Genomic DNA, 26,571 nt, shown 5'->3' on the forward strand with positions numbered 1-26,571 from the left:
CATGTCCCAGGCTCCATCTGTGCCCCAGTATTTAGTACTAAACGATCGCGGACTTTCTGAGGTGATCACCACCGACAGCCATCCCGCCACGATTTTGGTGCAGGGGGAGCAGGGGTTGTCGTCGGTGCCGAAGGGCGATCGCCGCTGGCTGAAGATCAAGAACCAGTACATTGGAGCGCTGTCGTTTACCGCTAAACCCGGTGGGTTCGTCAACACTCGCCAGCAACTGCGCTACCTGTGGGAAGTGCTCTGCCGCTTCCATGTGGTGGACACCGAAATCGTCTGTCAGATTACGGCGGCTAACTCTCTGATGGTGAAAACCGACATGCAGCGGATCCTCAAGCAGAGCAACGTCACCGCTCAGAATGCGGCGCAAAAGCTCAGCATTGACGTGGGGGCGCATATCAAGACAAAGCGATCGGTGGAAGCTCAAGAAAAACTCTATGAAGGAGCGGTGCCGGTACGTATTGGTATTGTGTTTCTCATGCATCGCCCCACCCTGCCGGAACTCGATGAAGCCTGCTCCGCCCTCTCAGACTGCTTTCAGCTTCCGGCCAAGGTGATTCGCGAGACGGAAATCACCTGGCAGCTCTGGCTGCAAACCCTGCCCATCGCCTGGGAAAAGCTGCTGGGCAGTCCCTTCAAGCGACAGCTTACTTACCTAACCCATGAAGCGCCTGGACTGATTCCCCTGACTCAAACTCGTCCCGGTAGTGCCAGTGGCTTTGAACTGATTGCCGATGAAGGCGGCTCTCCGGTACGGATTGATTTTGTCAGTGAGCACCGTAATCTGGCGGTCTTCGGCACCACTCGCTCTGGTAAATCGGTGCTGGTGAGTGGAATGCTGACCCAGTTCTTGGCGGAGGGCTACCCGATTGTCTGTTTGGACTATCCCAAGCCGGATGGCACCTCCACTTTCTCGGACTATGCCGGATTCCTCAAGCCCCGTGCGGCTTACTTCGATATTGGCCGTGAGAGCAACAATTTGTTGGAGCAACCGGACTTGCGCCATTTGCCCGAAGAACAGCAACGGGAGCGCTTTGAGGATTACAAGTCGTTCTTGGAAAGTGCCTTGGTGACAATGGTGTTGCCGTCGGCTCAGGAGGATCCGCTTCTGGAGCAGACGGTGCGATCGCTGGTGGGCCGTGCCCTGACCAACTTCTTCAAAAATGAGGATATTCAGCAACGCTATGCCGCTGCGTTGGAGGGGGGCTTCGGCTCAGCTGCTTGGCTGCAAACCCCAACGCTGCGAGATTTGCTGAGCTTTTGTACGCCTGAGAAGCTGGAACTAGAAGAAGTCGGTGTTGGGTTGATTCGTAATGCCCAGTCCCAGATTCAGCTGCAGCTGGAATACTGGCTCGATTCAAGGGTGGGCAAGGCGATCGGTCGGCCCAGTTCCTTTCCCACCAATGCTCAACTGCTGGTGTTTGCCCTGCGGAACCTTTCCAATGAAAATGAAGCGGCGATTCTCTCCCTGAGTGCTTACTCGGCGGCGCTGCGGCGAGCGCTGGAATCACCCAAGTCCATCTTTTTTATTGATGAATCGCCGATTCTCTTTGCCTACCCCACCATTTCGCGGCTGATTGGACGGCTCTGTGCCAACGGGGCGAAAGCCGGGATTCGGGTCTTTCTCTCGGGGCAAGACCCAGATACCATCATGAACTCGGTGGCGGGGCAGCAGATCATGCAGAACATGAATACCCGGCTGATCGGGCGGATTCAGCCGCTCGCCATTGAGTCCTTTGTGCGGCTGCTGCACTACGAGCGCACGATTATTGCTCGCAACGCCACCGAAAGCTTTTTTCCGAAACGATCGGAACTCTACTCCAACTGGCTGCTGGATAGTGACGGGCTCTACACCTACTGTCGTTACTATCCGAGCCCGGTGCAGTTGGCGACGGTGGCTAACAACCCGGATGAACAGGCGGCACGTTCGAGGGTGCTGGCTCAGTATGGCGGCAATTCGCTGCTGGGCATTGCCAAATTTGCGGAGCAGTATGTGGCGGCGATTCGCGGTGGCTCCAGTCTGGAGGCGATTGGTCAATCTGAACTGTTTTTGTCCACCATTACGGCTAAACCCCAGGAGGGTTTGCACCATGTCTACTGATGCGCTTCATTCACCTACCCGTTCGACGCTGAAACGCTCCGTGCTAGTTCTGGCTTTATCTTTGGGCAGTGCTGGAATCCTGACGGCTCCGGCCCAGGCGTTTGATCTGTTACAGCCCTTCAAAAGCATTGTGAATCAGTACGTGCAGATCTTTGAGGGCTACTATACCCGCACGGTGAATGATGTGTTGGGCGGCGTGCTGGGCGATATTTTGAACGGCAACACGGGAGAGTTGGGCATCCCCGACCCACCGGGAGACTGGCAGGAGCTAGACCAGGTGATTGGGGGCGATGGTCAGGGCGATGTGACGGGGCAGGCGTCGGGGGAGACGCAGCGGCTGGATAATTTCAACGCCAACCCGGTGGTGTTGCATCAGTCGTTGGCGAATGCCTCAGACCGCGAAAGTGCCCGCAGTATGGCGACTTCGGTGTTGGGAACAGAGGGGCAGACGGCGATGAAGCAGGAGATGGATGCGGCAGAACAGGCGTTGAGTGCGATCACTGATAAGTCTCAGGAAGCCCAGTCGCTGGATGTGACCCAGGACGTGATGAAAAATTTGACGGATATGGTCAGTCATCAGAGTCAGCTGGAGTCGGGCAGCTATGAGCAGTTGATGCAGCTGCGGCAGCAGTCGGCGACGGCAAATTTGATTGGGTCGAACATCTCGGAGGCGCTGGATGAGGGGAATCGGGCGAAGCATGCGGAGGAGATGGCGGGGGCGCAGCAGGTGGTGCAGGCGGCAGCGAATGTCTATTTGCCAGGAAGCATGTATTAGCTAATAACACGGCTATTTCAGGAACTGAGATTGATCAGCGCGACTACTGCCCACTAGCTAACAGAATGATAAAAAACCTAAGCAATTCAAGGTCCTCATAGGAAAGGAGAGATTTTTATACTGAACTCGTCTACTTAATCCTCCAAGTATAGGGTAGGTGGAACAGTTCATTCCAATAACGAGTTAACTTGCAAAGACTAATTGTTTTCTCAAACTTAAGACTCGTAGTTAAAATCTGGGTGTGAACTAGCTACCCCTCTCCAGAAATACTGAGTTAAGGCGCTTCCCAACTTCCTTTCTTCTTCAGGATTTCGAGGTAGAGGCCAACGAATATGCTTATACAAATCTATTCGATAAACATCAAATAATGACTCTAATAGACTTCCAAATTCACCTGCTACCTCTAGCAAATGAGAATATGAAAATAATGTTACAAGAAATCCAATTATTAATGGCCAAGCAGAAAACATGACCCATACGTTAAATAGAATTCCCCATAACCAAACTCGAGCTATATCATTTAGGTTGAATCTTGTCTCTTGAAAAGTTTGTCTAACAGTTTCAGGTAGTATTAACCAAAGTCTTGGCAAACAAATAGATGCATCTAGACCGTATTTTGAAACAATACGATGTTCGGCACTTTTCATAATATTGCCTAATTGTGTAGGCATTAAATCTTGAACAGGTGGTGACTTTTGAAGCTTTGTATCTATCTGGACAAAAAAAGTTCTTTCTATGGGGCTCAAATTGCCTTCCATAGATCTTCTTGCTAGAACCTGAAACGCATGTTCAATCTCATATCGCCTTTTCTTATGTCTTCTAACTAATGTACGATGTAGAGGCTGTAGATAGTTAGGCCAGTAACCTTGCAAGAAATAGAGCACCTTAGAATCAAAGCTCTGGACAAAAAATGCGGAAGCCAATATTGTCAAGAATGTTGCGAAAAGAATAATAATTTGTGCTATAACCGATTGTTTATTTAGTAACGCTACCAAAGTGTCAAAGCCAAACCTATCTATAAATGCAACCAATCCTCCCACCCAAAAGAGAATCGCTGGCATAAACAGGGTTGTAAGCCAGCGCTGATTTTGTCTACTATTTAGAGTGCTTGGTAACTGGATCGACATATTAGGCTTTCATAAAATTATTTTCTAAGCTGTATCTCTAGTATTTCAATTAACTATAGAAGACTTTCTAGAAGCTATGGATTCCTGATTCTAGTTCGCGCTTGCATCCAATTTTCTCAATCAAAAGAGGTTTCTAAGTCTTTCAAGACTTTGTCAATAAGCTTCGAAAGAGTGGTTTCCATATCTCGATATTTTGTTGAGATTGAATCAAATAACCTTACAACTGCTGTTGTGTCATTAGCATCTACATTTTTTAATTCCAAAATCAAGTCACGAACACTTCTAAGTTGTTCTTCCAATTGCCCTTTCTCTTGTGCATCAATATCTGTTAGGGAGCCGACACTAGAACTAACACGACTATAGTCACCCTGTCTTTCATTCGTAAATGTTTGCTTAAGGCGAGATAGCTCTGGAATCAGACCATATATTTCACCTGTTTTATCTGCTAAAATTCCTGCGATTCTAACATCTGAAATTAAGCGAGAGTAAAAACGTACCAACCTTGCTAATTCTGGAAATCCCTTGCCAATCTTTGTCTTGAATGAGCTGAAGTCACTCTCAATCGAATCTATCCTTTGTTGAGCCTCTAGTAGCTTCGCTTTTGCAGGTGGAAGAAAAATGGGTAAAGGGATAGTTTCATAAACCGTCTTTAGTTCTTCAAATCCCTTCGAAATAAGGTTTATCAATGAAATTGCTTCACTAATTTCCATTAATCTTCCTCTTTTATTGTGTATAAATCTCGATTAAGCTTCCAGTAAGACGCAAGTGCAAGCGCTAATCGATAAGCTTCATGATCATCGCTCGCCTTCAGGGACTCTGCAGTAGTTTGAAACATTTCATGAATGGATGCAGCAAGTTCTGATGCTTTCGAGTATCGCTTCTCATCAAGAAACTCTTGATACAGCTCAGAAGCTTTCACAATCTGTGTGAATATGTCATGGTCCATATTCTCCTTTAAGTGTCTAAAGTATTCCTGTGCCTCCTTTGTAATAGTCACAGTATTAGTGTCCTCTTTTACTGGGGTTGAGGACAAGTTGTTCAAGTCTCTATTGCCTTCAATCTGAGCGCCTAAAGAAGAGTTGCTATCTTCAGCAGGTTCTAGTTTTAGAGGAATACAATGCGTTGGGCAATCTGGTGGAGTTATGCCAATGTCAAATTCATACCAGACATAATCTCCATGCGGACAGATATACTTTCTAGTAAAAGATAGAGATTGAAAGCCAGGTAGGGGTTGAAACGCCATAAGTTCAAATTTGGCTCAACAACAATCAAAAAAAATGAGCTCCTCAACTTTCATACTATTCTCCAATTTCACAAAAAACTTGAGTGAAGTGTAGAAGAGCGCCAGAGAGAGCTACTGGCAAGTCTAAGCCAAAACAACAGAAATGAAGTTCAGTAGTATGCATGTTTTCAGTACATATGTATTTCATCCCCGGAGATAGTGGTTTATTCAAATCATCTCATTGAGCGTGCGAGAGGAACTGAAAAGTCCTGATAATCTAGCTGCAAGACTGCATCTGAGTTGTCTGGAAGATGTGATAATGCACTCTACCCTATCGTTGGTACCAGCAACCTAGAGACCTTGGTAGCGGTCTCTAGCTTTCCTGCTGCCGCGCAACTCAAGGCCGTTAGTCAGCCAGTCTTAACTTTACCGCCACAAATTTCAACTCTATTTTCCATCCCCCAGTCACATCTGCTCCCTAGCCTGAGGTGATATCCCTCACCCTCGCTCTGGAGCACCTCCATGACCTCTCCTCCCCTCCCCTGGCTCGCCGTCACCGGCGCAACCCAGATCCTCCAACAAGGGCTCGACACCTCCCAAAGCATCGCCCAATCCTGGGACCAGCAATGGCTGACCATCTTTGATAGCACCCTCTACGTCGCCATCAACCAGACCGCCGCCATCTTTGCTGCCGGTGCCCTGATCTTCTTCATCGTTCAGTTTGGCCGACAACTCATCGTCGAAGGCGACCTCACCCGGCCCCTGCAAAACCTGATCTGGCCCATCATTGTCGTCTGCCTGCTGGCCAACAACGCCCACCTGCTGGCCGTCTCCACCGTCAGCCTGCGCAGCGTCATCCACACCCTCTCTAACCAGGTGCTCGAAGTCACCCTGCTGGATGTCAAACTGCGCGATGCCGTCCAGTCCGCTACTTCCCGCAGCGCCATCGCCAGCGAAATCAGCGCCCAGCTTAGCCAGTGCGAAGGCATGGTGGGCCAAAAGCAAATCGACTGCCTCACCGCCGCCAATGCCCAAGTGCAGGCCACCATCAACGACTACCAGGGCTTTATCCCTCTGCCCGACTCCCTCCGCAACATTGCCCGCGCCATTGATGGAGCCGTGCAGACCGCTCAGTCAGAAAACAATCCGATATCCGGCGCGGTTTTTGGCACGGCTGGCTTCTTCGCCGGATTCCTCGGCTCCGTCAACCAGGAAATCCTTCAATACGTGCTGCTGGCTTTTCAATGGGCCTTCACCAACATCTTGGAAATCTCGATGCTGCTCACCGGGCTGATGGGGCCATTCGCCGTCGCGGGCAGTCTGCTGCCCTTTGAAGCCAAGCCTCTATTCGCTTGGTTGACGGGCTTCTTCAGCCTGGGCATGGCGCAGGTGTCCTACAACATCATCGTCGGGCTGGCGGGGGTGGTCGTGGTCAATGCGGATGTCACCGATACCCTCGGCTTTCTCGTGATTATTGGCCTGCTGGCTCCCGCTTTGGCGTTGGCGATCGCCGCTGGGGGTGGCCTCGCGGTCTTCAACATCATCACCAGTGGCTCGGCTCGCATGGTCAACCTGCTCGGCTCTTACGCCTCCTCACCCCGCTACTTCCATTCCTTTCGTTAGGGGAAACCTGCAATGCAACTCCTCAACCGTACTCGTCGCTTCCATTCCTCCGACATTCTGCCGCTGTTCGTCTTGGGTACCCTCGGCGTCCAGGGCTTGCTGCTGGTCTTGACGCTGCTGAATACGACCCGCATCACCATGCTGGCCCATCGCCCGGTGCCCTCCCTGGTGCAGCTGGTGGATGGCCATTCCATCAGTACCGAAGCCGTTGACCCCAGCCAGCGGACGCCGGAGGTGATTCAACAGTTCGTCAAAACCTCAATGGGGCTGATGTTCACCTGGAATCCTCAGGGACAGCCTGCCGACACTGCCGATACCAGTGCTGCAACCGATCAGGGGGTGCCTATCGGTCATGGCCGCATCACCACCAGTAGTTGGCAAGCGTCGTTTGCCCTGAAAGAAGACTTCCGCACCGCGTTTCTAGATCAGGTCGCCGCCATCACGCCCCCCGGAGTGTTCAGCGGCAGTGCCCAAAGCGTGCTCAACATTGAGACGATTTCGACTCCGAAAGAACTGGAGGCCGGTTACTGGCAGGTGGATATGGTGGCTAACCTGCTAATTTTCGACCCCACGCATCCGCAAGGACTGGCGGTGCCCTTCAACAAAAGTCTCTTTGTTCAGGCGGTGGAACCCGCTGCCGACCCGCTGCCGGAAACCTCGACGCCGCTGCAAAAAGCCGTGTATCGCCTGCGGGAAAACGGTTTGGAAATCACCGAAATCCGCGACCTGGACATTCAACAACTCGCTCCCAATCCTAGCTAAGCAAGGACGTTTGCCATGTTATCCATCCCCTCATCCGAGACTGAAACGCCGCTGCCGGAAACCGATGAACTCAGTCATCTGGCAGCCCTCACGGGTTACAGCGAAGACCCAGTTACGCCAGCAGCCCCCAGCACCAACGGCTCTGCCTTACTCGACCCAGAAGATTTTGAACCCGAGACCGACCCCACGACACAGCCGCAACTGTGGAGTAATCCCTGGGCGAAAGCCGCTTTTGTGGGTTCAGGACTCGCGATCGCGATCGGTCTCGTTGCCCTCTTTCTCCACAGCGTTCATGCCCCCAGCAACACTCTCGTTGCCGATGAAACCGCTCCAGCGGTGGAAGCGCCCCTTGATCCAACGACGCAAGCTGATGCCGACCCCAGTGAAATTGGCCGACTCAAGACCGTTGAAGCCCTGGGGAGTCAGGCGGAAGCGTTAAAGGCAGAGAAAGCCCAGCCTGAGCCGACTTCACCGACAATAACGACTACGCCAATTCCCGCCACGGCGGTGGCGACATCCCCGCCCCCCGTCAGCCATCCGGCTCCGGTCAGTTACGCTCCGCCCCATGCCTATTCGGCTCCAGTGCGCTCTGCTCCTGTATCGGCGATCGCGGCTGCTCCCACAATCAAAGCCGATCCAGTTGAGCAATGGCAGACCGCCGCCGCATTGGGCAGCTACGGTCAGGTCAGCTACGACCCGGCAAAACCCAACACCGCAACGCCTGTCGCATCAGCGGAAATTCCGGTAACGACAGATGCCGCTGTTAAATCGGCAGATCCTGACCAGACTCGTTATGAAGCCGATGCCGCCGCGATTCTCTCCGGAACACCCAGCCATGTGGTCAGCATTCTGGCGGGAGCGAAAGCCGCTGCCACCCTCAGCACCCCGGTCATCTGGGCGCAGGATTTGGACAACACTCAGCAGCCTCAGCGCTTTGGTCTTCAGCTCACCGAGCCGATTCTAGCTGCCGATGGCACCGCTGCCTTACCTGCCGGTACCCAGATGGTGACTCAGGTAGACACCATTTCTGGAAGCGGTCTGGTAGAACTCTCGGTCATTGCCGTGATGATTCCTACTGCTACTGGCAACCAGGTGGTCTCTGTTCCTGTTGGGGCGGTGCTGGTTCAGGGTGAGCAGGGCAATCCGCTGATGGCGGAGGAATACAACCACGATGCCGGGCGCATCCAGAGCCTGGATGCCAGCGTGGCCCTGATGGGGGCGCTGGGCAAAGTCGGTGAAATCCTCAACCGTCCCACCAGCCAAACCTCCACGGGGTCTGTTTTCTACAGTTCCTCGACTACGACCAATCCACCGCCGAATATTTTGGGAGCGGTGCTGGAAGGGGGCTTTGATGCGCTGCATGATCAGGTGTCCGATCGCCAGCAACAAGAAATCGAAGACATCCTTAGTCGTCCCAATGTTTGGTACATCCCTGCCGATCAGCCGGTGCAGGTATTCACCGGAGCCTCCTTTGAGGTGGCGCTATGAAACGGATTGCTTTGGTGTTGCCATTGGTAGCCGCTTCGCTGCTGGCGATCGCAACACCCACTTTCGCGGCCCCCATCGTCCGCCAAATCTCCGAAGCCCAAGCGCAGGGACTCACAGGTGACGGGGCTCAAATTTCTGTCTGGCCCGGTTCTGGCACCAATCTGGACTTTACCCGCACCGGGGAAGTGATTCAGCGAGTCTGGCTCGATGACCCCAGTCGGCTCACCCTGGATTTCGACGGCAACCTCTGTGGTCAGGGAAATTCCGGGAATTGTGATGGGGCCGGAGCCAGCGTCATCCACCTCAGACGAGTGACGGGGATTCACTTTGAGAACCTGCCGGAAACTGTCTTTACCTTGCTGACGGTAGTGACCGATTCCACCGCAGGGCGTAAGGTCTATCAGTTTCAGGTGAACTATGGCTCGGGCGATCCACAGTATGCGACGGTGGCGATCGCTCCTAATGTATCTGCTCAGTCCTCAACAATCGTTACCATCAGTGGTCGGTCGGCTGGTCTCCTGGATATTCAGCGGGGGCTGCGGAGTGTGATCGCATCCCAACTCATTCCTTCTGATAGTCCCGTTATCCCCAAAATCCAAGACTTCCTGGCCCGTGTCCGCAATGGCGCAACGCCCCAAGCGGCTGCCGACGCGGCAGGGATTTCTCTGGCTGTAGTGTCGCGACTGGCGGAGATGGGATTACCTGCGATCGCTCAACCTATCGAGACCTCTCCACCTGTACCGCTGGAGGTCGCCAATCCATGAGCGCTCCCAAAGCCTACATCGGCGTGACTCCCGTTCCCGACGGCATCACCAGCACGGGCAGCAACATCTTCCATTCCCTCCAGGGCCAGAACGGACTGGTGCTTGTGGGAGCAATCGCCGCCATGATGGTGATGTCCTTCGTCGGCAAAAACCAGAAGAAAGGCCAACTGGCCCGAGGCTACCTGGCCGGAAGCGGGGAGAAACGCGCCGCCCGCAAGAAGGCGATGCAGCAACTGCAAGAACACCGCCATAATGCCGTCACCCTATACGTCGGCAGCGCCATTCGGAACGCCAAAGGCCAGATCAACAGCGGTCGCAGTCTCTGGCTGCCCGATGCCCAGCGGGGCATTGCCGTCTGTGGTGCTCCCGGTTCGGGGAAGACCTTCTCAATGATCAACCCCACTATCCGTTCAGCGCTGGATCAGGGCACACCTGCGATTGTGTACGATTTCAAATACCCCGACCAGACGGAAGTCCTGGCCGCCTACGCCGCCAAACGGGGCTACTCGGTCAGCATCTTTGCCCCTGGTTACCCCGAAAGCGAGGTCTGCAATCCCCTGGACTTTCTGCGGGATGCTGACGACGCGCTAATGGCGCGGCAGATTGCCACGGTGATGAACCGCAACTTTGCCCTCTCCGCCAATGCCTCGGAAGACAAGTTCTTTGCCGATGCCGGAGACCAGCTCACCCAGGCCATTCTGATGCTGGCGAAGGGGATGCCGGAACCGGATTTGATGATGGCCTCCGCGATCTTGAGCCTGACGGATTTGCCGAGTCGCATTCGCCATGCCAAAGAACGAGGAGATGCCGGAGCCGACTGGCAGATGAGCAACTGGGTATATCTGGCCTTTTCCCAGCTATTACAGCTAGCAGGGTCTGAGAAGACCGTGGCTGGAGTCATCGGCATGGCGAGTAAGGTCTTCAGCCGCTTCCTCAGTCAGGAGTTGGTGAGTGCCTTCTGTGGTCAGACCACGCTACCCCTGGATCTAGAAGGCAAACAGCTGCTGATTCTGGGACTGGATCGCCAGCGACGGGAAGCAGTTACTCCGCTGGTCGCCACCCTGTTGCACCTGATTGTCACCCGCAACGTCACCCGTAAGCGCAGCGATCCGCTGGTGCTGGCCCTCGATGAGTTGCCGACGCTGTATCTGCCCTACCTGACCCAGTGGCTGAACGAAAACCGCTCCGATGGTCTGGTGACGATTGTCGGCTTTCAAAACCTGACCCAGCTGGAGAAAGCCTACTCCCGAGAGGTGAGCCGCTCGATTCTGGGCGGCTGTGCCACGAAAGCCCTGTTCAATCCCCAGGACCCGGACAGCGCTCGCCTCTTCAGTGACTACCTGGGGGAAGAGGAGGTGGAAATCAAATCCAAAACCAAGAGCACGGGCAAAGGGGGCGGCAGCACCAGCACGGCAGGCCATACCCAGAAGCGGGCGATTGTGGAACCGGCCCAGTTCAATAAGCTGACGACGGGCAAGTGTGTGCTGATCAACCCGGCCTACAGCCGCAAGGATGAGGGCTCGATTCCTTTGATTTTGAAGGTGAAGGTGCCCAAGGCGGATCTGGCCCAGGAAGCCTGGAGCAAAGAGCGCTGGCCCAAGGTAAGAGAGCGGCTGATTGCGGCGTCTCATCAGTCGTTCAACTCGGAGGCGCATACCCGCGAGCAGTTGGCTTCCCGCATGGCAATCGCCGAACAGCTCTTCCCCCTCCCTAAACAATCAACGCCCAGTGCGCCCAATCTCAAAGACCCGGCGATTCTCAAGCAGTTTCAGGATGTGTTTTGACCCTTGCGAGGTGACCCATGACCTTCGGCGGCTCTCCCCACAGTGCTGAGAAAGTGCAGCACGACATTAATTCGATTTTGGATGCGATCGCTCAGATGCTGGCCAAAGTGCGACTCCAGCAGTTGTTAGCAGAAGAGAAAGAAGCCCAGCAGGAACCGCTGCAGCTCAAGGCAGAACTGGAAAGCTATCCGCTTGAGGTTGCTGAGACAGAGCGCTGCGATGAGCCGCCCTTGCTGACGGGCAATGACCCAAAATTGCTGAAGCCGGTGCCACCGTATCAGTTGGCAGCCACGCCAGTGCGGATTCAGATTGGTGAGGCGATCGTGGCGGGAGCCCTGGAGGGTGACCTGCGGGAGCAGTTGCTACAGTTGCCGCCAGAGCAGGTGGCTTATCTGCGGCAGGTGATGGAGCCCCCAGCTTTGCCCGGTGAAGTAGAGGTAATTGACGGCGAGATTGTCGATGTCGAAATCGACGGGGTACCTTGCTTTCACTATGAGCCCCTTAAGCAGCTGGCTCCCCATCCGGAGCGGATTCCCTATGGGGAAGCGGAGCGGATCATGGGTCAGGAGTTGGGGGAATCGTCAATTCCCCATCCTGAGCTGCTAGTGGAACCTCCAGTGCTGGTAGTGGAGGTGCTGCCGGATGGGCAGGTGGAGTATGACCCCAGATTAGGTGCTCAGCTTGAAGGATTGGCTCAGGCGGCGGAGAACCGCGAAGAACGGACAGAACCAGCAGATGAGGTGGCAGCGGAGTTATCGCCGGAGGAGCAAGCTGCGGTCAAAACGGTGCAGCAGTTCTTTGCGTTGACGGGGTTGCAGGAGTTTGAGGGCCAGCATTATCGGCTGAAGATGGTGGGGAATCAGCTCTCGGTAGAAGCGAAGGATGGGCGCGGGGAGGTGTTGGCGGTAGATGGGGAGAAGGCGATTTCACGGCTGGAAACGCAGGATTTTCAGCAGTTTGACGCCGCAAGAGAGCTTTTGGGAAGGCATCTGAATCAAGGGGCTTCCATAGTATCGGAAGTGCCTAGGATGCGGGTCTTGAGACCTACCGGCCCAGAAATAGAATAGAGATTCAGTCGAGTCAGTCACTTAGAGACTCCTTCCGACTGCTAATGACACTACACCAATGTCGCGCTTGCGCCGCTATCTCGAACCGTTGTCGCTCATCGGACCAGAGTTCTGACCACCCTAACTTCCATTGGCTGAGTAATCGTTGCAGGTCTACCAATTCAGCTGCAAAGGCTATATCTGCCTCCAAATCAAAGTTAGGAACAGTCCACTCGATAAAAAACTGGCTCTCGGTAACGAAGTATTGGGCGACAGCTCCTTGAGCACCATCGTCTGCCAGTAGTTGAAGACGCACTAAATTCAGCATCAGGTTGTCTAGCTGGAAACTTTGATCAGCCTCGAAGTATCGCCGTTTGAGGATTTCCCAATTCATCGCCAAGGTCAACGCCCCTTTGCTAGGTCGGCGTAAATAAAAGTCTCAACTCCGAGTACAAGCAGCAGCAGCAGTTCTAGCCATGAGAGAAGAGCAACTGCAAAAGGGGGATGAGTCACCAAGTACCAAAACGCTGATAGGGCAATTATTCCAGAAACAACAAAGGTAATCTCGTCCACTATCAGTTGCTGAATCTTGCGACGTCTTCGGTGCTGGTCGCTACGGTGTGCAAGCTCCCAGCCAAAGAGAGTTTCAATGTCTTCATGACCTGTGTGGGCTTTGACTTTATCAACTAGTTTGTAGCGGATGTACCTGCCAATGGACGAAATCTTCTCGTCATTAACGACATAGGTCCACCCTAAAATGAGGCATACCCAGGGAATCACCAAAAGGGCATAGTAGTGGGCGGGATCGGACACGGCAAAGGAAACGATTGCCCCAAATACCCCTAGAGTCGCATACAGTAGGTTATCTCTGAAGCCGATTCGCTGCGCTTGCTCCGACTTCAGGCAGTTATACTCGGCTAGCAACACATCCAACGAAGAATCCTTATCACCCATAGCCAATCTCATTCAGCCCACAACTGCCACTTATTTTGGCTGAATGCTCAGTTTCTCCGACGAAGTCAAAAAAATTCTCTAGAGTCTGGGCAAATCTAAATTCAGTGGGCAAAATAGAGGGTATTCGGGCGACTCCAAGGATTCACCCGTGCCCCATGCTATGGTACTGACATCCCTCCCCATTAAATATGGGGTTATTTGCATAACCCCTCGAAAAGGTTATAGTCCACACCGATACATGTGAGACTCATAGAAGAATGATCGTGATTTTAGCAACTACTCTGAGCTTTTTGATACTCTGAAGCAACTTGTAAAGATGATTTACAGACATTTTTTCAGTGATGGAAGGGCATAGACTCGCAAACCCTCAAGTTTGAGCCCTAGCGTCGGAGGCTATTTTAGGCAAAGTCCAACCCAGTCCATTGAGCAATCATGAGACTTACACTGAGATTTAGATTGGTTCAGGATCCAATAATGCTTAGCTGAATACATGAGGATAGAAGGACTTAACAGAAATAACCTTAGACTTGACTGACTTGAGAATTAAAAGTCTCAGTTTGGAATATATCCTTTCGGGGGTTATGCAAAAAGCCCCCATATCTTAATTGAAATCTCTATGGCAAGTTCATTAAAATCTAGTGTGTTCAAGCTTCATAGCAGTTCTCTGAGTGGAGCAGTTGCGGCAATCGTTTTATTTGTAGCGAGTTGTAGTGGCAATCAGCTTAATCAATGTAAAGAGATTCTTGAGATTAATCGTAAAGCTGCATTAGTTACTGATACTGCTAAGACAGGGAATCGTGAAGAATTGATGAATATTGCTAAAGGACTTGATCAACTTGCAACAGAACTTGAAAGCTTAGAGGTTAATAACGAAAAGATACAGGTTTACCAGAATAGTTTTGTAAAATCATACAGAGATATTGGTCAAGCCCTACGTGGGATTGTTGCTGCGATTGATGATCCCAATTCACAAGCAATTACCAGTGCAGTGCAGGCTTTAGATAAGTCCACTAGTCATAACGAAGTGTTGTTGCAAGAAGTGCGGGCGCTTTGCCCTTGACTCATTATTTGTTTATGTTTTGAACCTTTAGGCGGTGGATATACTTTTCAGCCACATTTCTTGATAAGTCTAAGGTCGCTTGTTTTGCCTGTTGATCGCTGGGATGTTCTCTCCACAATCTTTCTGCAATAATTAATGCTTTGTCGTTGGCTCCTTCTTGCGTCAATTGAGTTTGAAGAAATATCGAAATTGAATATGAATTACTTCTTCCCTCTGCTCTTGGCACAACTTCTGGAGCAAATGCTTCCTGCTGAAAGCGTCTCACAGCAATTTTACTGAGTGTAGACTGGACTGCTTCCTTGGCTTTGGCATCATCAGGATAGTTTTTTAAAATTGTTTCAAATACAACGAGTGCAGGCTCATAATCTTCGTCTTTGAGAAGCTGCAGCCCAAATGCCATCGGTTTCTCGTAGCGTATTACTTTAATAGCTTCTAATGCTGGGCTACTCTTCGGACGTTGTTCTAAAGCCTTCGAGAAAGCGGCAAAAGCATCTGCGTATTTCTCCTGCTCAAATTGCTGATAACCTTCCTTCATCAAATCTTGGTAAAGTTGCTCTGCAACACAGGCTTTCATGTTCTCACTTGCTTTAAGAGCAAAGGAGTTATTTTGCTGTCGTTCCAGTGCTTTTTGAAAGAAATCTAAAGCTTCTTTACAATCTCCTTGCTCTGATAATAAATAACCCTCCTTCATTAATCGATCAAATTCAGGATCACTCACTTCAGCTTGCGGTTGACTAGTGGATGGGGATGGACCTTTCTTAAACAACTGCTGGCCAAACGATATAATGACACCAAGAATCACCAGCCAAACCAAACAGCCAACACATCCTGATTTATTATTTGCCATAAGTCTGGGTGTTTTAACTTTGCTCTACTTAAATCATTATGCGATGATAGTTAGGGTGCATGTAACCTTTGCAGGTGCAGAAATTTCCCTTCTGATCCACAGTGCTCTGAAAGCTTGTAAAATCTTCCTTTTGGAGCATGAGTATAAATACTCGAATGTAAACCTGACATGTTCCCCGATAGTTATGTCTAATCACATATGCTACGCTGAAATCTAAAATTTCTAAATCTATGAGTGTTGTGCTGCTTGGCGATCGCGAAGTTGGTAAAACCAGTATTGTTGCAGCTTTAGCAGAATACAGTCTAGAAAAAGATAGCAAAGTAAAGATAGTGTCTCCCGAACCTAAGTCCTTGCTAGCAGACTTGCGCCCAGAAACTGGCAAGGGGGCAGGGACGGCGAACAAGTCAGAGAAGGAGCTAACGATACAGGTGCTGCGCCCTACAGGAGCGCTAAAGCAAGTCAATCTGGTTTGGATTGATCTACCTGGCGAGTTCTTTCAGGAGCATAGTAGCCGACGAGAAAATGGTGGAGAAGACTGGCGGGAAATTCAGACGAGAATTGAGAAAAGCAAATATGTCATCCTACTGATACCGCCCCATCGAGGCATGGTTACAACGGCATCCCTAGAGAATACTACCGAAGCTTTGAGACCTGAGAAAGTGCTTCCAAACGAAGAACAGTGGCACAAGCGTCTATATGCCTGGTTTGATTTTCTCAATTTGCATTGCTCTAGGGCAAGTCGAATTCTTATCTGTATTCATAAAGCAGATCTGTTCTGCGACCTTGATCGAGTCTCTAGCGATTGGGCCTACGTGCCTGGACAAATCAGTACAGACTTTTGGCGGCGATATCACGAGTTCTCAAAAAGCTTTTTGAGAAGTATGCGACAGCGCGTGAAGGCGTACAGTCAGACCGACGCTGGAACAAATACCAATTTTTTCATCACATCCATCGTGCATCGAGAATTACTCGCGTTACCCTGGCTTTACATTGGACTTTACCTTTAGACCGATTCACAGGCTGAGGAGCATCGTCTACAGATGGCAGAGATTAGTATTATTGGTCCTAAGAAATCTGGAAAAACCACGTATCTAGCAACGCTGTTGAGACTGCCAGAGACATTAATGCAACAGTACCCGGGGCTGCGGGTGACGCCATTGGGAGAAAATGCTCCCAAGCTGGCGACACGGGCAGCCGAAATTATCGAAACTGGGGCAGTTCTCGCAGGAACAGATTTAAAGGAAGGTAATGAGCCATTTTACACTTTTCAGATTGACTTGCCTAAACGCATCCGCCTCAACCAAATGCCTTTAGAAGTCACGGTGCGAGACTACGCGGGCGAAGTCATTGATATTGCTGCCTCCGACCATCGTGCTGCCTTTGGACTGGGTGGACTGAGACCCTATGTTAAGGAATGGTGTAAGACGACCGCCTGGATGATTTTGTTGACCGATTGGGAACCGGAGCGCGATGCATCCCTCTATGAACCTGCATTCGAGGAAATTCTCAAACACATTGCTGCAGCTTGCGACAAAAAACCGAGCCTAAAGGCTTCCCTACGAGTCGCCATCGTTCTGACTAAGTGTGAGCGAGGTGAACTCTGGCCCTGTCGTCTCGATCCAGAAGAAGATTTATTCAAAGTCAGATTGCCAAAAACGTACGCCCTACTCAAGCAACTCCAACGCCGATTGTCGGGAAGGCTCAAATTTTTCGCGTGTTCTTCCTTTGGGGTGCTGGACGATCGCTATGATCCACGCCCCAATCGAAAGTTTGATAGCGATAATCCGGAGGCGAAAGCCTACCTTCAACAGAAGCAGGTTTGGCGTCCCTACGGCTTGTTTTCGCCTATCTATTGGCTCTCTACGGGAAAGACCCTCTATGATGAATCTCTTTAGGCAGCTAAATCGCCCGTTGCCTCCCCAAACCAGTCGAGAGATTCGCATCGTGGGTCCGCGCCGCGCGGGCAAAACGACCTTTCTCGCAGCATTGGCTCGCTTTCCGAACGTAGATCCAAACGGACCGATTCAATTGATCGTACCTAGGGATGAAGCGACTGCCGCACTGGCTGAAATGGCAAAGGATATCTTAGAAACCGGAAGTGATTTCGCCCCCACCGATTTCTCTAAGCAACCGCTATATTCGTTCGAGATGACGCTGAAGCCAAGTCTCTGGAGTCCGCGCTCTCGGAATGCAACGCCGATCCGAGTGACTTGTCGAGAATACGCAGGTGAATTACTTCAGCATCTCGTAACAAACCGAACTGCGCCAGAGATTCAAGATTATATTGAGGATTGCTCTTTCGCCTCTGGCTTGATATTGCTCGTCGATGCGACTGCCTCTCAAGCGGATGCGGAATACGCCAGCGCGTTCGAGATCTTGCAGCGCGAACTTAAGCCCAGATTGAAGTCGCAGGGAACCGACCTGAGCACTTATCGCATTTCGACCGTCTTCTCCAAGTGTGAGCAGAACGAGATTTGGGTTCACCGCAAGGATATTCGACGGTTTCAAACGCTGAAGTTCGATGAGACGACTGCGGTGATCTCCGCTTGGACAAAGGACTGGGGGTGTACGACCAATAGCTTTTTCTGCTCCGCTTTTGGATTTAAGAGCCGTAATCCGCCTGAGCCTAACGTTCAAATTCTGAGTCGGTCGCAGGGAGTTACGCGCGCGATGATTGCCAGTCCTGAATTTTGGCGGCCGACGGGTTTAGCAGCTCCGTTGTATTGGTTGCAAACGGGAAGTGACCATCCGAAACTCAGGGAGGTATAGAGATGAGCAATCCCGTTGAAATTTACGAATTCTCTAGAGCGTTTGACAACGTTCGCTATTCGGATGTCTATGGCAGATGGGTATCAGGTGGGTATGCCCCTGAGAAGATCAATCGCTCCAATCACAGCATTCCAGCCGTGCTCAGAAAAGCGGTTACGTCTGGCAGTTTTGCACTGAATGATAGCTATCCTCCCCTGGAAGGCAAGGTTGCCCTTATTGGCTGTGAACTAGGAAGTTACTCACTCTTAGCGATTGCCAATGGACAGATCGATGATGGTGATAGACCAACGATCGGCTATCGGTATTTCTGGCTAGAACGGCAAGAGGACGACCAAGAATTAGATGGGGTAGGCACGTTGTTGTTCTGGTGGCATGCCCAAGCAGCGCATCCGCCGCAGTTTGAGATGGCACAAGCACTGTCTCAAGACGTGCCAGAAGTCGCTTTAACCAACGATCCAATCACCAGAGTGAGATTTACAACAGAATTTGAGCCAGAGATTGACAGGCTAGAGACGGATAGGTTGATTCCTCAAATAAAAGTCGCTAATCCGCTCTATCCAGATTACATCCAGTGCCACTTTCTAGCTTACTCGCTGGCGATGCAGACGCAGAGACCAATCACTTGGGCGTGGAATGTCCGTAGATTGGAAAACCCTGAATTCTTTCTCAGCATCTATGCTGCAACGGGGCAAGAAAAGCCTGCTGTTCCTAGAACAGAAATTGCAACTTATAGCGCTAGTCAAAATCCACCTGTAGAACGGGAAAATCCTTATCAAACCGCCCCACTTGAGATTAGTTTAAAGGATATTGAAAGTAGATTTTCTAACGGCTTGGATCTTAAGCAAACGCGAAAGCTTGATGAAATCTTTCAGTATTTATCGAATCCTTACCCAATTAGAATAGACAATAAACTTTACAGTAATTCGTGGATTTATAGCGCTTTAATTGCTCTACTGGTTGCAGATAAGATTGAGGATTGGCTGATAAAACTGCTTGCTTTAAATGATTTAGACAACGATGAAGTCCGCGCAGGATTCGTCCTTCAGCAGCAGCTTATTACAGCCGTCTATTATGAAAGGGGGAGATACCCAGAGGCTTACCAAAATCTTCGCCGAACCCTGCACCAATGCATCTCAAATTTTCTTCTGAAGCTGTGTTTGGAAACTGACAAAAAACAAGTCGAGAAGCGGAGTGATTTGCTAGAGGTGTTAGGTGATTGCTGGGAAGATCACTTTCGGGAATATGCTAGCTTTCTAAAGCAATTCTTGCTTAGTTCACCTCAATCTGATGCTAGTCAAGCTGAAAATAAGGTCGCAAGCACGATCATAGATCCGTTTTATGATGAGGTTTCACGGTTGATCCAGAAGAGTAAAAGCAAGCACAAAAATGGAGCAAGATTTACGAGTCATAAAAAATTTGAAATTCTAGCTAAGTTCTTTAAGAAAAAGAACGCTATTGTACTGAGCACGGTGTTTAGCTATTTGAATAGTGGCAAAGTTGATAAATATTCCCCTCAATGGCTTTCGCAGCTATTAACGCCTCAATATTTGCTAGCAAAACCGACAGTACAGAGCGATAGGCGATCGATCAGGCAAGTTTCTGTCAGGCATTCTCATGGAGCAGTGCGATATCGAGATAATGGATTGATATCTTTTTTCATTGTTTGCGATTTTGTTTGTATTGTATTGAGTCTGTCCCTCTTTTACTACGATAGTACTTTTTTAATCTTTGCCAGGGGACTTCTAGCTTTGGGATTAATCTTCTCAGCTTTGGGGTTAATCTTCTCATGGCGTGCCTTTCGAGCCAATACAGCCGATCCGTTACCCATTTACATAATCATCTTCTTTCTAATTATCTTAAAAGTCATTGCTTTTTTCATATTGTGGTAGAAGCCGGTTTGTCCTATGAGTTTTGCAAGACTATTACTTTACAGTTCTGCTGGGATTTTTGCGGCACTCTTGGGTTGGAGCTTAGGTCAATTTCTCTGGATTGATCTGCCCACGGCAATCGGAGTGGAATCGATTCCTTCCTTTCTAATTTTGACGATAGTTACCCCCTGTCTTGCGATCGCGATGGTCGTAACCGAGTTTTTTCTCAGCAACCCGACGCGCTACAAGGCAAACTGGAAAACTCTGCGCCGCAACTACCTGCCGCTGGTCACCCTAACGGGACTGATTTCGGGTACCATCCTGGGTCTACTCAACTGGCAACTGCTCAGCAGCAGCGGATCGAGCATTCAGGTCAGGCTCCTATCTTGGGGGTCAATCGGGCTGTTTACAGGCTTAGCAGAAAGCTTGAGTTGGAGCTTTCGCAGTGTTGAAGGGTCCGGCAAGAGTGCTCGAAATCGAATCATTCAAAGCGTGATTTTGGGATCTGTTGCAGGGTTGGTAGCAGCGACACTCTATGAAAGCCTGCGCCAGTACCTAGGGATTTATCAAGAACCGTTTGGATTCATAGGGCTAGGGTTGCTTCTCGGCTGCGTGCTGAGTTTTACATCTCGTCCCAGCTATCAAGTTGCTTTGCGGGCGGGACAGGGGTTTGAGAAGATCGATTTTGAGAGCGATCTGGTGCCTCAGTTGAGCCATAAGAAATTTTCGTCTAGTGTCTTCAACTTTGTGCCCTTAGTGGACAACCGGGATAACTTAGTCCGCATTGAAGAAGGTCTCTCGATTAAGCTGCCTGCTATCGTTAGCAAGAATCATCCGATCATCGTTGGTTCACGCTCCGATGCGGATATCTTCATTCCAGACGTTGCGCCAACTTGCGCTTCTCTATGGCGTGAACAGAGCGGCGTCAAACTAAGGTGTGAGTTTACTAAAGCAGTCAGAATTCAACAACAGCAAATGCGAGTGGGAGACATTGTAATGCTGAGACACAATCAGATCCTATCCTTCTATCATGAAACAAATCCTGCGGAATTCTATCGGTTTATCTTCTATGACCGCTTGCTCGATCCTCAAGCTTAGCGCCCTCTTAGCATCAATTCTAGGTGGACTTTGGGCTTCTCCTGGACTAGCGGCTCCCAAAATTGAGGTGACGCCGGGACAGCCACAAGGAGGACGGGTCACGCTATCAGTCAAGGCATTAGATGCAAACAATATCCCAATCGACGGCTTGAAGGTTGAGAACTTTAGGGTTGTAACCTCCAAGCTGTCAGATCAAGCGGGACAAGACTCATTGGTTCAATTCAATTCGATTCCGGCGGGTAGCTTGAGATTGATTCCACCTGCTCGTCAATCGGGTGACGAAGCTTCTTATGTGATCATCCTAGTGGACATGAGCGGCAGTATGCAGGAGCTAGACACCAATAACGTGCGGAAATTAGAAGGGGCGATCGCGGCGATTCGAGGATTTATCAAATTAGCCCGTGATAGTCGTCTCAATCTCAACATTGCAGTCATTCCCTTCGGCGAAAACTCGCAGCGATCGGAGTGCAACTATAAAGTCGATCCGGGCGAAATTGAAAAACAGCTGCTTCCGATTCAGGACAGGGTTCTGGATACACTGGTGGATCAATTGGCGGCGGCTCAACCTTGTGCTGCCACAAACTTATATGATCCACTCGAAGCTGTGGTGCGGTATTTGGGAAAACCGGATCGCTTTGAGGATGAATCGGGGCAATTGGCTCGACGCTCTGTGATTTTGCTTTCAGATGGCTTTGATACGGCGAGTCGCAAGCCGAATGATGCCACGAGTGAACCTAGACGATTCGACACGCTGCAAAAAGTCCTGACGGGTTCAGGGGTAACTGTTCATACATTAGGCTATGGAGAATCGCTAGAGAAGCTGCGGGGGCGCGTCGACTGTAGTCAACTCGTTCGAGAGGGAGACAGCCTGATCAGCGATTTGCTGAGATTTTGCAAAGTTGCCAATGGGGATACAGTCGAGCCCTGGATTGTAGATGAACCTCGCCTGCGCCAAATTGCTGAGGTAACCGGGGGAATTAGTCAGTTTCCTGAGAATGCCGATGATGCAGCGGTAAGTTTAGCGACGTTTTTTAAGACACTACAAGCGTACGAATTGCAGTATGTTGAGCCAACAGCAGATGCAGCAGATCTCTACGAGGTTAAGGTTCAAGTCATTTCAGAGCCAAGAGGAATTGATGTAACTTCAGAACCAACGAGGGTTCGGTTACCTAATTTTGTCTTTTATCAACTCCCGCTATATCCCGATCGATTGCTGTTTCTGTTTGTCTCCCTAGCTGGAATTGGCACGATCTCGTTTATTTTCTACAAGTGGAGCGAAAAGTTGAAATCAGAAGCAGCACGATCTCTGAGGTCTTAACGTTTCAGCCTGAGTGTCGTGGCTGGATGACCTAGCTCAATCTCTTTGCACCACTCCTCAATCAGTCGATCGATTGCTGCTACCGACACCTGCTGCTGTAATTTGTCCTTCAGGAAGTTATCGAATTTCAATCGACCGTTTGTTATCGGATTCGCAAAATAAACGGCCTCAGGATTTCTCTCGCAGGGTTCGTTCAAGTAGATAAAGTACTGCGGGTTAGGACTGATATTTGGAATGAGTAGCGTGAGGGTATACATTACTAAGTCACCAGGGAAGAAAACGGAGTCTGGCAGGTGTTCAAAACGGCAAAAAATCAGGCGATCACCACTCTGAATCTGCTCACTTTCAAACGTTTTAGTGTTATCTAAAATCCGTAAGTAGCAACCGTTCCGCTCCAGTACAAACTTGTAGATTGCTAAATCGCGCAATCCAAATCTAAGCGCAGAGGCTTCTTGAAACTCAGCGATACTAACATCCCCTCGCGCCTCTTCTGCAAACGGCGGCTTGGTTGCATCGTCCTGTACAGCGCAAATGACTTTAATAATCTGATCCATAAATTGCGAATGAGCTAGTCGTCCTGTATAGGCTTGGCATCGGTATCGATCGTAATGGGTTGATCTTCAGTCTGAGAAGACGTAGGCTGAGGAGCCGCATTGGACTGAGGAGGGTGGGGCGATGCCTCTGAAGGCTGCTTAACTGCCTGATCTCCCGGTGCAAGCATGCGGCGGCTTGGGATATCGCGCAGGAGAGGGATCGAACCGCCCTTGATCTGACGGTCTTGCTTCGATTGCTTGGCTGAATCAAGTTCTTGCGTCAACTCTCGCTTTTGCCCCTTTAGTTCCTGAATGTACTCTTTCAGTGTCTTGATGTCCCGCATTGCGCGAGGAGACGAGGTGATTTCTTTAGTGCGATCAAGCACCTGCTGGTTTAGCTCCTTAATTTGAACATCTATCAAAGCAAGCTCTTCGCGAATGCCACCAATCTCACGCTGCTTATCAGCCTTTCCTTCTTCTGTTTCTGTAACATCTCCATCGACTCGACTCACCTGCACGATTAGTCCGTATAGGTCTTTGGTTGAACCTGCATCTTCTTGCAACCAGGTATTCATAACGTTCTGAACATGAAGCCAGTCAAGCTTGCTCGCATAACGAAACTCATTGATCGATCGTCTGTGAAAAATGCTTCTGCAATCAGCCTCGATATTTCTGCGAATCAAATCAATGCCGCAAGCTTCATTCTGGAGAGCCTGAATCTGCTTTCTTAACCTGCTGATATCCTCCTCTCTTTTAGGATTGCTGCCAACTTCTTTCTCATAATCCTTTCTGCGTTGTTCTAATTCTTCAATCAGCTTCAATAAATCTTCTCGCTTGTTGAGAGCACCTCTGAATTTAGCTCGAAACTTATTCCAATCGTTCTCAGCCACGGAGCGAACTTGAAACGCTCCAAAGATTCTTACTTGTTCACCATCACCGATGGGTTCAAATTCAAATTCAAAATCAGTATTTTCAGCCCCTTGTAGGGCATCAAACAGTTTCTTAAGATCGGTGTCGATTAAGATTGGTGAAATCGAAATGATTTCTGCCTTGAAATGAGCCTTGAGTTCTTCTGCGATCGCTTCTCGTAAGAGCGCCTCTACCGACTTTGTTTCCCCTTCTTCAGAATTAAAGATATCAAACCGCATGAAGAACCGTTCTGGTTCCATATCACGCAAGGTTCGACTGATCGCGGCATCAATTCTATTTCTAATTTGATCGTTAAGAGGCGTTTCAGAAATTCGCTTTAAGCGCTCCCCGATTTCCTCTGGCTTATCAATCCGCATCTCCACTGTCGTTCTGAGTTTTACTGGACAGTAGGCATCTTTTGTTGAGTATTCCTTCTCTCCCGTCTCAACAGTAAAAGTTTCTCTGAGTCTTTGAGACTCTTCTACTTCTGGAATTGAAAGAATGTTGATGACTTCATAACCTATTTCATCGGCTGCACTTCTAATTCTTTCCAGGACTGCGGCTGAGTAAGCTTCTAATCCACTTTCAGGAATTAAACTGACATATTCTGTTTCCAGCAGTAGGTTCCTAACAATTCTCTCAATTTGAAATTTTGCCCACTCCTTTAAGTTTGGCTTTCCATCTGCATAAGTTAGGGGAATCTGCTTGGTTTTGACTGCAAGACTGTACTTCCAAACGTCTACAATTTGCAGGTATAGCGTGTTATTAACTCGAATTTCCTTAAAGCCTTTGACTGGACATCGAATTTCAAAATCTCTCAATTGTAAAAACTCAAATTCTTGTAGCGCAAATTTTTCTCTAACTTTGAGTTCTGGCTCTGAAATGAGACGAGTGACAACGTAACCGATTTCCTGCGCAGCTGCTTTGAGCGCATCGAAAATTTTCTGTGAATAACGCTTGCTTTCAGCATCAGGCTGTTTTACAGATATGATCGCATTGCTCACTCCGCTCTGTTTGCTGGAAACAATAGGCTCAAATTCGCGCAGTAAGTTGTAGAACTTTTCGTTTGGAAGAATCGCTTTAATCTCCCGTTCTAACCGTTGTTTTACCCACCGTTCTAAGTCAGGTTTTCCACTTGCGTCTAAGGGAATCAATCGACTTGCAACAGCAGCACGATAACGACTGAGATCAAATAACTCTAAGCTGATAAAATTACGAACTTGGATCAGTTCTACTGAATCTTGTAGCGAGCATTCCACAAGATGACGTTGAATTTCTAGAAAGGGCGTTAAGTTGAAGCGATCGCGAATTTCATCGATCGATTGAGAATATAGAGAGAAATAGCCTAGCCTTCGACCTTTAGGAGCAAGAACTTGATTATTAAGCGTTTCTTCCAGTCGGGCGCGAACCGTAGACTGAAGTTCAATACAAAACTGGCGAAGACTGATCTGCTGGAAGAAGGCTTCTACTGCTGGCGTGATCGAGTTCAACAGCAGAAATTCGCGCCCTCTCAGATTAAATGCTTGCTCTATGTATCGCTGATCGACTTCGAGAATCGCTTCGATCTGTAACTCTAGCTCTTGATCATAGTCTTTAAGTCGAAGGGGAATCGAAATTGCTCCTGTTTTGTAAGGTTTGAGCGCTTCCGGGTTAATGTTATGCCTTTCTTGAAAGTCAGAGGAAAGTCTTGCTTCAAAATCTAATCCAACTTCTGCTTTCGCTTTTTCGCGCAATTTAAGCTTTAAGTTACCAACCTCAAGATCAAAGTTTTCAATCACGTAAATCGCTGTTTTATCTTGAGCAAATTCATTCACCCACTGTTTGACTTTCGCATTTAAGGTTTCTTTTACAGAAGCGCTGTTGTATAGCGTTAGTACGGCTTTCTCTATGTTGTGCGGAGCGCAAGTTGCCTGATAGTCAAGCGTAATTTTGCGCTGTTTACCGCTTGAGAAGTCTTTAATTGAGCAGTCTAATCCGCTTGCTTGAATTGTAAAAGCATTAAACTGAGAGATGCCTGCGATCGTAACTTTTGACTTAAAATCCAAGCCAAATCCAGATCCAACTTTTCTTCTTATATCTTCTTGAATACTCCGAATACCAGCAAAGCAAGCATCAAGGTCACTAACGTAGCGCTGGATTGATCCTGCTACAAATTGGTCAATCCAAATTTTGATGTTTTGCTCTAGCGTTTCCAGTGGGAAAGCTCCTTGTAACGTTAGAACAACAGTCTTAGCATTTTCAAGATTAGGACAACGGACTTCGTAATCGATCAATAAATCGATAAAGCTTTCACTAGAAAGTTCAGAAATTCTATACGGTAATTTACCCTGAGCAACGCCAGAGAGCGAAATCCTGTAATATTCATCATCTCGCGGAAAAAAAGGATTGTTTTGTACAATTTCTCTTCGATCTTTATGGATTCTAAAGACCACTTCGTCGCTTCCTCTTTCTTGATAAGAGCGGGTGACTTTTAAGATGATGTTGTCGATCGAACGAAGTTGGCTCATGATGCTTATC

The 26,571-nt window shown here is 49.4% G+C and carries 24 protein-coding genes; 15 read left to right on the forward strand and 9 right to left on the reverse strand.

All coding sequences use genetic code 11. The features are described 5' to 3' along the window. Window position 1: 1 nt before the first annotated feature. Together ACTS3T_RS05160 and ACTS3T_RS05165 are read left to right on the forward strand one after the other, a co-directional pair. Window positions 2–2,107: a hypothetical protein gene (locus ACTS3T_RS05160; RefSeq protein WP_377963201.1), complete on the forward strand. Its 2,106-nt coding sequence runs from the start codon at window positions 2–4 to the stop codon at window positions 2,105–2,107. Further along, window positions 2,097–2,882, forward strand: coding sequence for a hypothetical protein (locus ACTS3T_RS05165; protein WP_377963203.1), 786 nt, complete (start codon window positions 2,097–2,099; stop codon window positions 2,880–2,882). Before ACTS3T_RS05160 ends, ACTS3T_RS05165 begins: the two co-directional genes overlap by 11 nt. Window positions 2,883–3,097: 215 nt before the next feature. Here ACTS3T_RS05165 and ACTS3T_RS05170 read toward each other — a convergent pair whose 3' ends face one another. The 3 genes from ACTS3T_RS05170 to ACTS3T_RS05180 all read right to left on the reverse strand — a co-directional run bounded on the left by ACTS3T_RS05170 (window position 3,098) and on the right by ACTS3T_RS05180 (window position 5,252). After that, window positions 3,098–4,009 carry a hypothetical protein gene (locus ACTS3T_RS05170; RefSeq protein WP_377963205.1) on the reverse strand — a complete coding sequence of 304 codons (912 nt, stop codon included), beginning with the start codon at window positions 4,007–4,009 and terminating at the stop codon, window positions 3,098–3,100. Between the two features lie 116 nt (window positions 4,010–4,125). After that, window positions 4,126–4,719 carry a hypothetical protein gene (locus ACTS3T_RS05175; RefSeq protein WP_377963207.1) on the reverse strand — a complete coding sequence of 198 codons (594 nt, stop codon included), beginning with the start codon at window positions 4,717–4,719 and terminating at the stop codon, window positions 4,126–4,128. After that, window positions 4,719–5,252, reverse strand: a complete 534-nt coding sequence (locus ACTS3T_RS05180; protein WP_377963209.1) for a hypothetical protein — start codon at window positions 5,250–5,252, stop codon at window positions 4,719–4,721. Before ACTS3T_RS05180 ends, ACTS3T_RS05175 begins: the two co-directional genes overlap by 1 nt. A 501-nt stretch (window positions 5,253–5,753) precedes the next feature. Here ACTS3T_RS05180 and ACTS3T_RS05185 point away from each other — a divergent pair. Further along, the gene (locus tag ACTS3T_RS05185; RefSeq protein ID WP_377963211.1) at window positions 5,754–6,854 is read left to right on the forward strand and encodes a hypothetical protein; all 1,101 of its coding nucleotides are present in this window, start codon (window positions 5,754–5,756) and stop codon (window positions 6,852–6,854) included. Here ACTS3T_RS05185 and ACTS3T_RS05190 read toward each other — a convergent pair. Next, window positions 6,825–7,043 (reverse strand): hypothetical protein, encoded by a 219-nt coding sequence (locus tag ACTS3T_RS05190; protein ID WP_462934835.1) that lies wholly within the window; start codon window positions 7,041–7,043, stop codon window positions 6,825–6,827. The genes ACTS3T_RS05185 and ACTS3T_RS05190 overlap by 30 nt on opposite strands. Here ACTS3T_RS05190 and ACTS3T_RS05195 point away from each other — a divergent pair. Genes ACTS3T_RS05195 through ACTS3T_RS05215 form a run of 5 tightly spaced genes read left to right on the forward strand, consistent with a single transcriptional unit; the run spans window position 7,032 to window position 12,719 of the window. Next, window positions 7,032–7,616: a hypothetical protein gene (locus tag ACTS3T_RS05195; RefSeq protein ID WP_462934836.1), complete on the forward strand. Its 585-nt coding sequence runs from the start codon at window positions 7,032–7,034 to the stop codon at window positions 7,614–7,616. The two genes, ACTS3T_RS05190 and ACTS3T_RS05195, sit on opposite strands and share 12 nt — an antisense overlap. 15 nt (window positions 7,617–7,631) lie before the next feature. Next, on the forward strand, window positions 7,632–9,104 hold the full coding sequence (locus ACTS3T_RS05200) for a TrbI/VirB10 family protein (protein ID WP_377963215.1): 1,473 nt from the start codon (window positions 7,632–7,634) through the stop codon (window positions 9,102–9,104). After that, a complete protein-coding gene (locus ACTS3T_RS05205) occupies window positions 9,101–9,868 on the forward strand; it encodes a hypothetical protein (protein ID WP_377963217.1) in 768 nt (255 codons plus the stop codon). The genes ACTS3T_RS05200 and ACTS3T_RS05205 overlap by 4 nt, the downstream gene beginning before the upstream one ends. Then, window positions 9,865–11,652: a type IV secretory system conjugative DNA transfer family protein gene (locus tag ACTS3T_RS05210; RefSeq protein WP_377963219.1), complete on the forward strand. Its 1,788-nt coding sequence runs from the start codon at window positions 9,865–9,867 to the stop codon at window positions 11,650–11,652. Before ACTS3T_RS05205 ends, ACTS3T_RS05210 begins: the two co-directional genes overlap by 4 nt. 17 nt (window positions 11,653–11,669) lie before the next feature. Next, the gene (locus ACTS3T_RS05215) at window positions 11,670–12,719 is read left to right on the forward strand and encodes a hypothetical protein (RefSeq protein WP_377963221.1); all 1,050 of its coding nucleotides are present in this window, start codon (window positions 11,670–11,672) and stop codon (window positions 12,717–12,719) included. Window positions 12,720–12,732: 13 nt separating this feature from the next. Here the strand turns inward: ACTS3T_RS05215 and ACTS3T_RS05220 are convergent, their stop codons facing one another. Further along, complete coding sequence (locus ACTS3T_RS05220; protein WP_377963223.1) at window positions 12,733–13,092, reverse strand: hypothetical protein; 360 nt, start codon at window positions 13,090–13,092, stop codon at window positions 12,733–12,735. 8 nt (window positions 13,093–13,100) lie between these two features. Continuing rightward, the gene (locus ACTS3T_RS05225) at window positions 13,101–13,652 is read right to left on the reverse strand and encodes a hypothetical protein (RefSeq protein WP_377963225.1); all 552 of its coding nucleotides are present in this window, start codon (window positions 13,650–13,652) and stop codon (window positions 13,101–13,103) included. 616 nt (window positions 13,653–14,268) lie between these two features. Between ACTS3T_RS05225 and ACTS3T_RS05230 the strand changes: the two genes are divergently transcribed. Next, window positions 14,269–14,712: a hypothetical protein gene (locus ACTS3T_RS05230; protein ID WP_377963227.1), complete on the forward strand. Its 444-nt coding sequence runs from the start codon at window positions 14,269–14,271 to the stop codon at window positions 14,710–14,712. Window positions 14,713–14,716: 4 nt separating this feature from the next. Here the strand turns inward: ACTS3T_RS05230 and ACTS3T_RS05235 are convergent, their stop codons facing one another. After that, a complete protein-coding gene (locus ACTS3T_RS05235) occupies window positions 14,717–15,559 on the reverse strand; it encodes a tetratricopeptide repeat protein (RefSeq protein WP_377963229.1) in 843 nt (280 codons plus the stop codon). A gap of 230 nt (window positions 15,560–15,789) precedes the next feature. Between ACTS3T_RS05235 and ACTS3T_RS05240 the strand changes: the two genes are divergently transcribed. The 6 genes from ACTS3T_RS05240 (at window position 15,790) to ACTS3T_RS05265 (ending at window position 22,612) form a co-directional block, all read left to right on the forward strand. Then, window positions 15,790–16,566 (forward strand): hypothetical protein, encoded by a 777-nt coding sequence (locus ACTS3T_RS05240; RefSeq protein WP_377963231.1) that lies wholly within the window; start codon window positions 15,790–15,792, stop codon window positions 16,564–16,566. A gap of 117 nt (window positions 16,567–16,683) precedes the next feature. Continuing rightward, the gene (locus tag ACTS3T_RS05245) at window positions 16,684–17,454 is read left to right on the forward strand and encodes a hypothetical protein (RefSeq protein WP_377963233.1); all 771 of its coding nucleotides are present in this window, start codon (window positions 16,684–16,686) and stop codon (window positions 17,452–17,454) included. Continuing rightward, complete coding sequence (locus tag ACTS3T_RS05250) at window positions 17,438–18,328, forward strand: TRAFAC clade GTPase domain-containing protein (RefSeq protein WP_377963235.1); 891 nt, start codon at window positions 17,438–17,440, stop codon at window positions 18,326–18,328. The genes ACTS3T_RS05245 and ACTS3T_RS05250 overlap by 17 nt, the downstream gene beginning before the upstream one ends. 2 nt (window positions 18,329–18,330) lie before the next feature. Beyond that, entirely contained in the window at window positions 18,331–20,217 is a 1,887-nt protein-coding gene (locus ACTS3T_RS05255) for a hypothetical protein (protein ID WP_377963237.1), read from the forward strand. A 15-nt stretch (window positions 20,218–20,232) separates the two neighbouring features. Further along, on the forward strand, window positions 20,233–21,294 hold the full coding sequence (locus tag ACTS3T_RS05260; protein WP_462934837.1) for a hypothetical protein: 1,062 nt from the start codon (window positions 20,233–20,235) through the stop codon (window positions 21,292–21,294). Then, the gene (locus ACTS3T_RS05265) at window positions 21,266–22,612 is read left to right on the forward strand and encodes a vWA domain-containing protein (RefSeq protein ID WP_377963241.1); all 1,347 of its coding nucleotides are present in this window, start codon (window positions 21,266–21,268) and stop codon (window positions 22,610–22,612) included. Before ACTS3T_RS05260 ends, ACTS3T_RS05265 begins: the two co-directional genes overlap by 29 nt. Here the strand turns inward: ACTS3T_RS05265 and ACTS3T_RS05270 are convergent. Beyond that, complete coding sequence (locus tag ACTS3T_RS05270; RefSeq protein WP_377963243.1) at window positions 22,609–23,166, reverse strand: hypothetical protein; 558 nt, start codon at window positions 23,164–23,166, stop codon at window positions 22,609–22,611. The two genes, ACTS3T_RS05265 and ACTS3T_RS05270, sit on opposite strands and share 4 nt — an antisense overlap. 14 nt (window positions 23,167–23,180) lie before the next feature. Beyond that, window positions 23,181–26,561, reverse strand: a complete 3,381-nt coding sequence (locus ACTS3T_RS05275; protein ID WP_377963245.1) for a hypothetical protein — start codon at window positions 26,559–26,561, stop codon at window positions 23,181–23,183. Window positions 26,562–26,571 lie beyond the last annotated feature (10 nt).

Origin of the sequence: Almyronema sp. (assembly GCF_052168255.1) — a bacterium.
Classification (GTDB): domain Bacteria; phylum Cyanobacteriota; class Cyanobacteriia; order Phormidesmidales; family Phormidesmidaceae; genus Sphaerothrix; species Sphaerothrix epifaneia.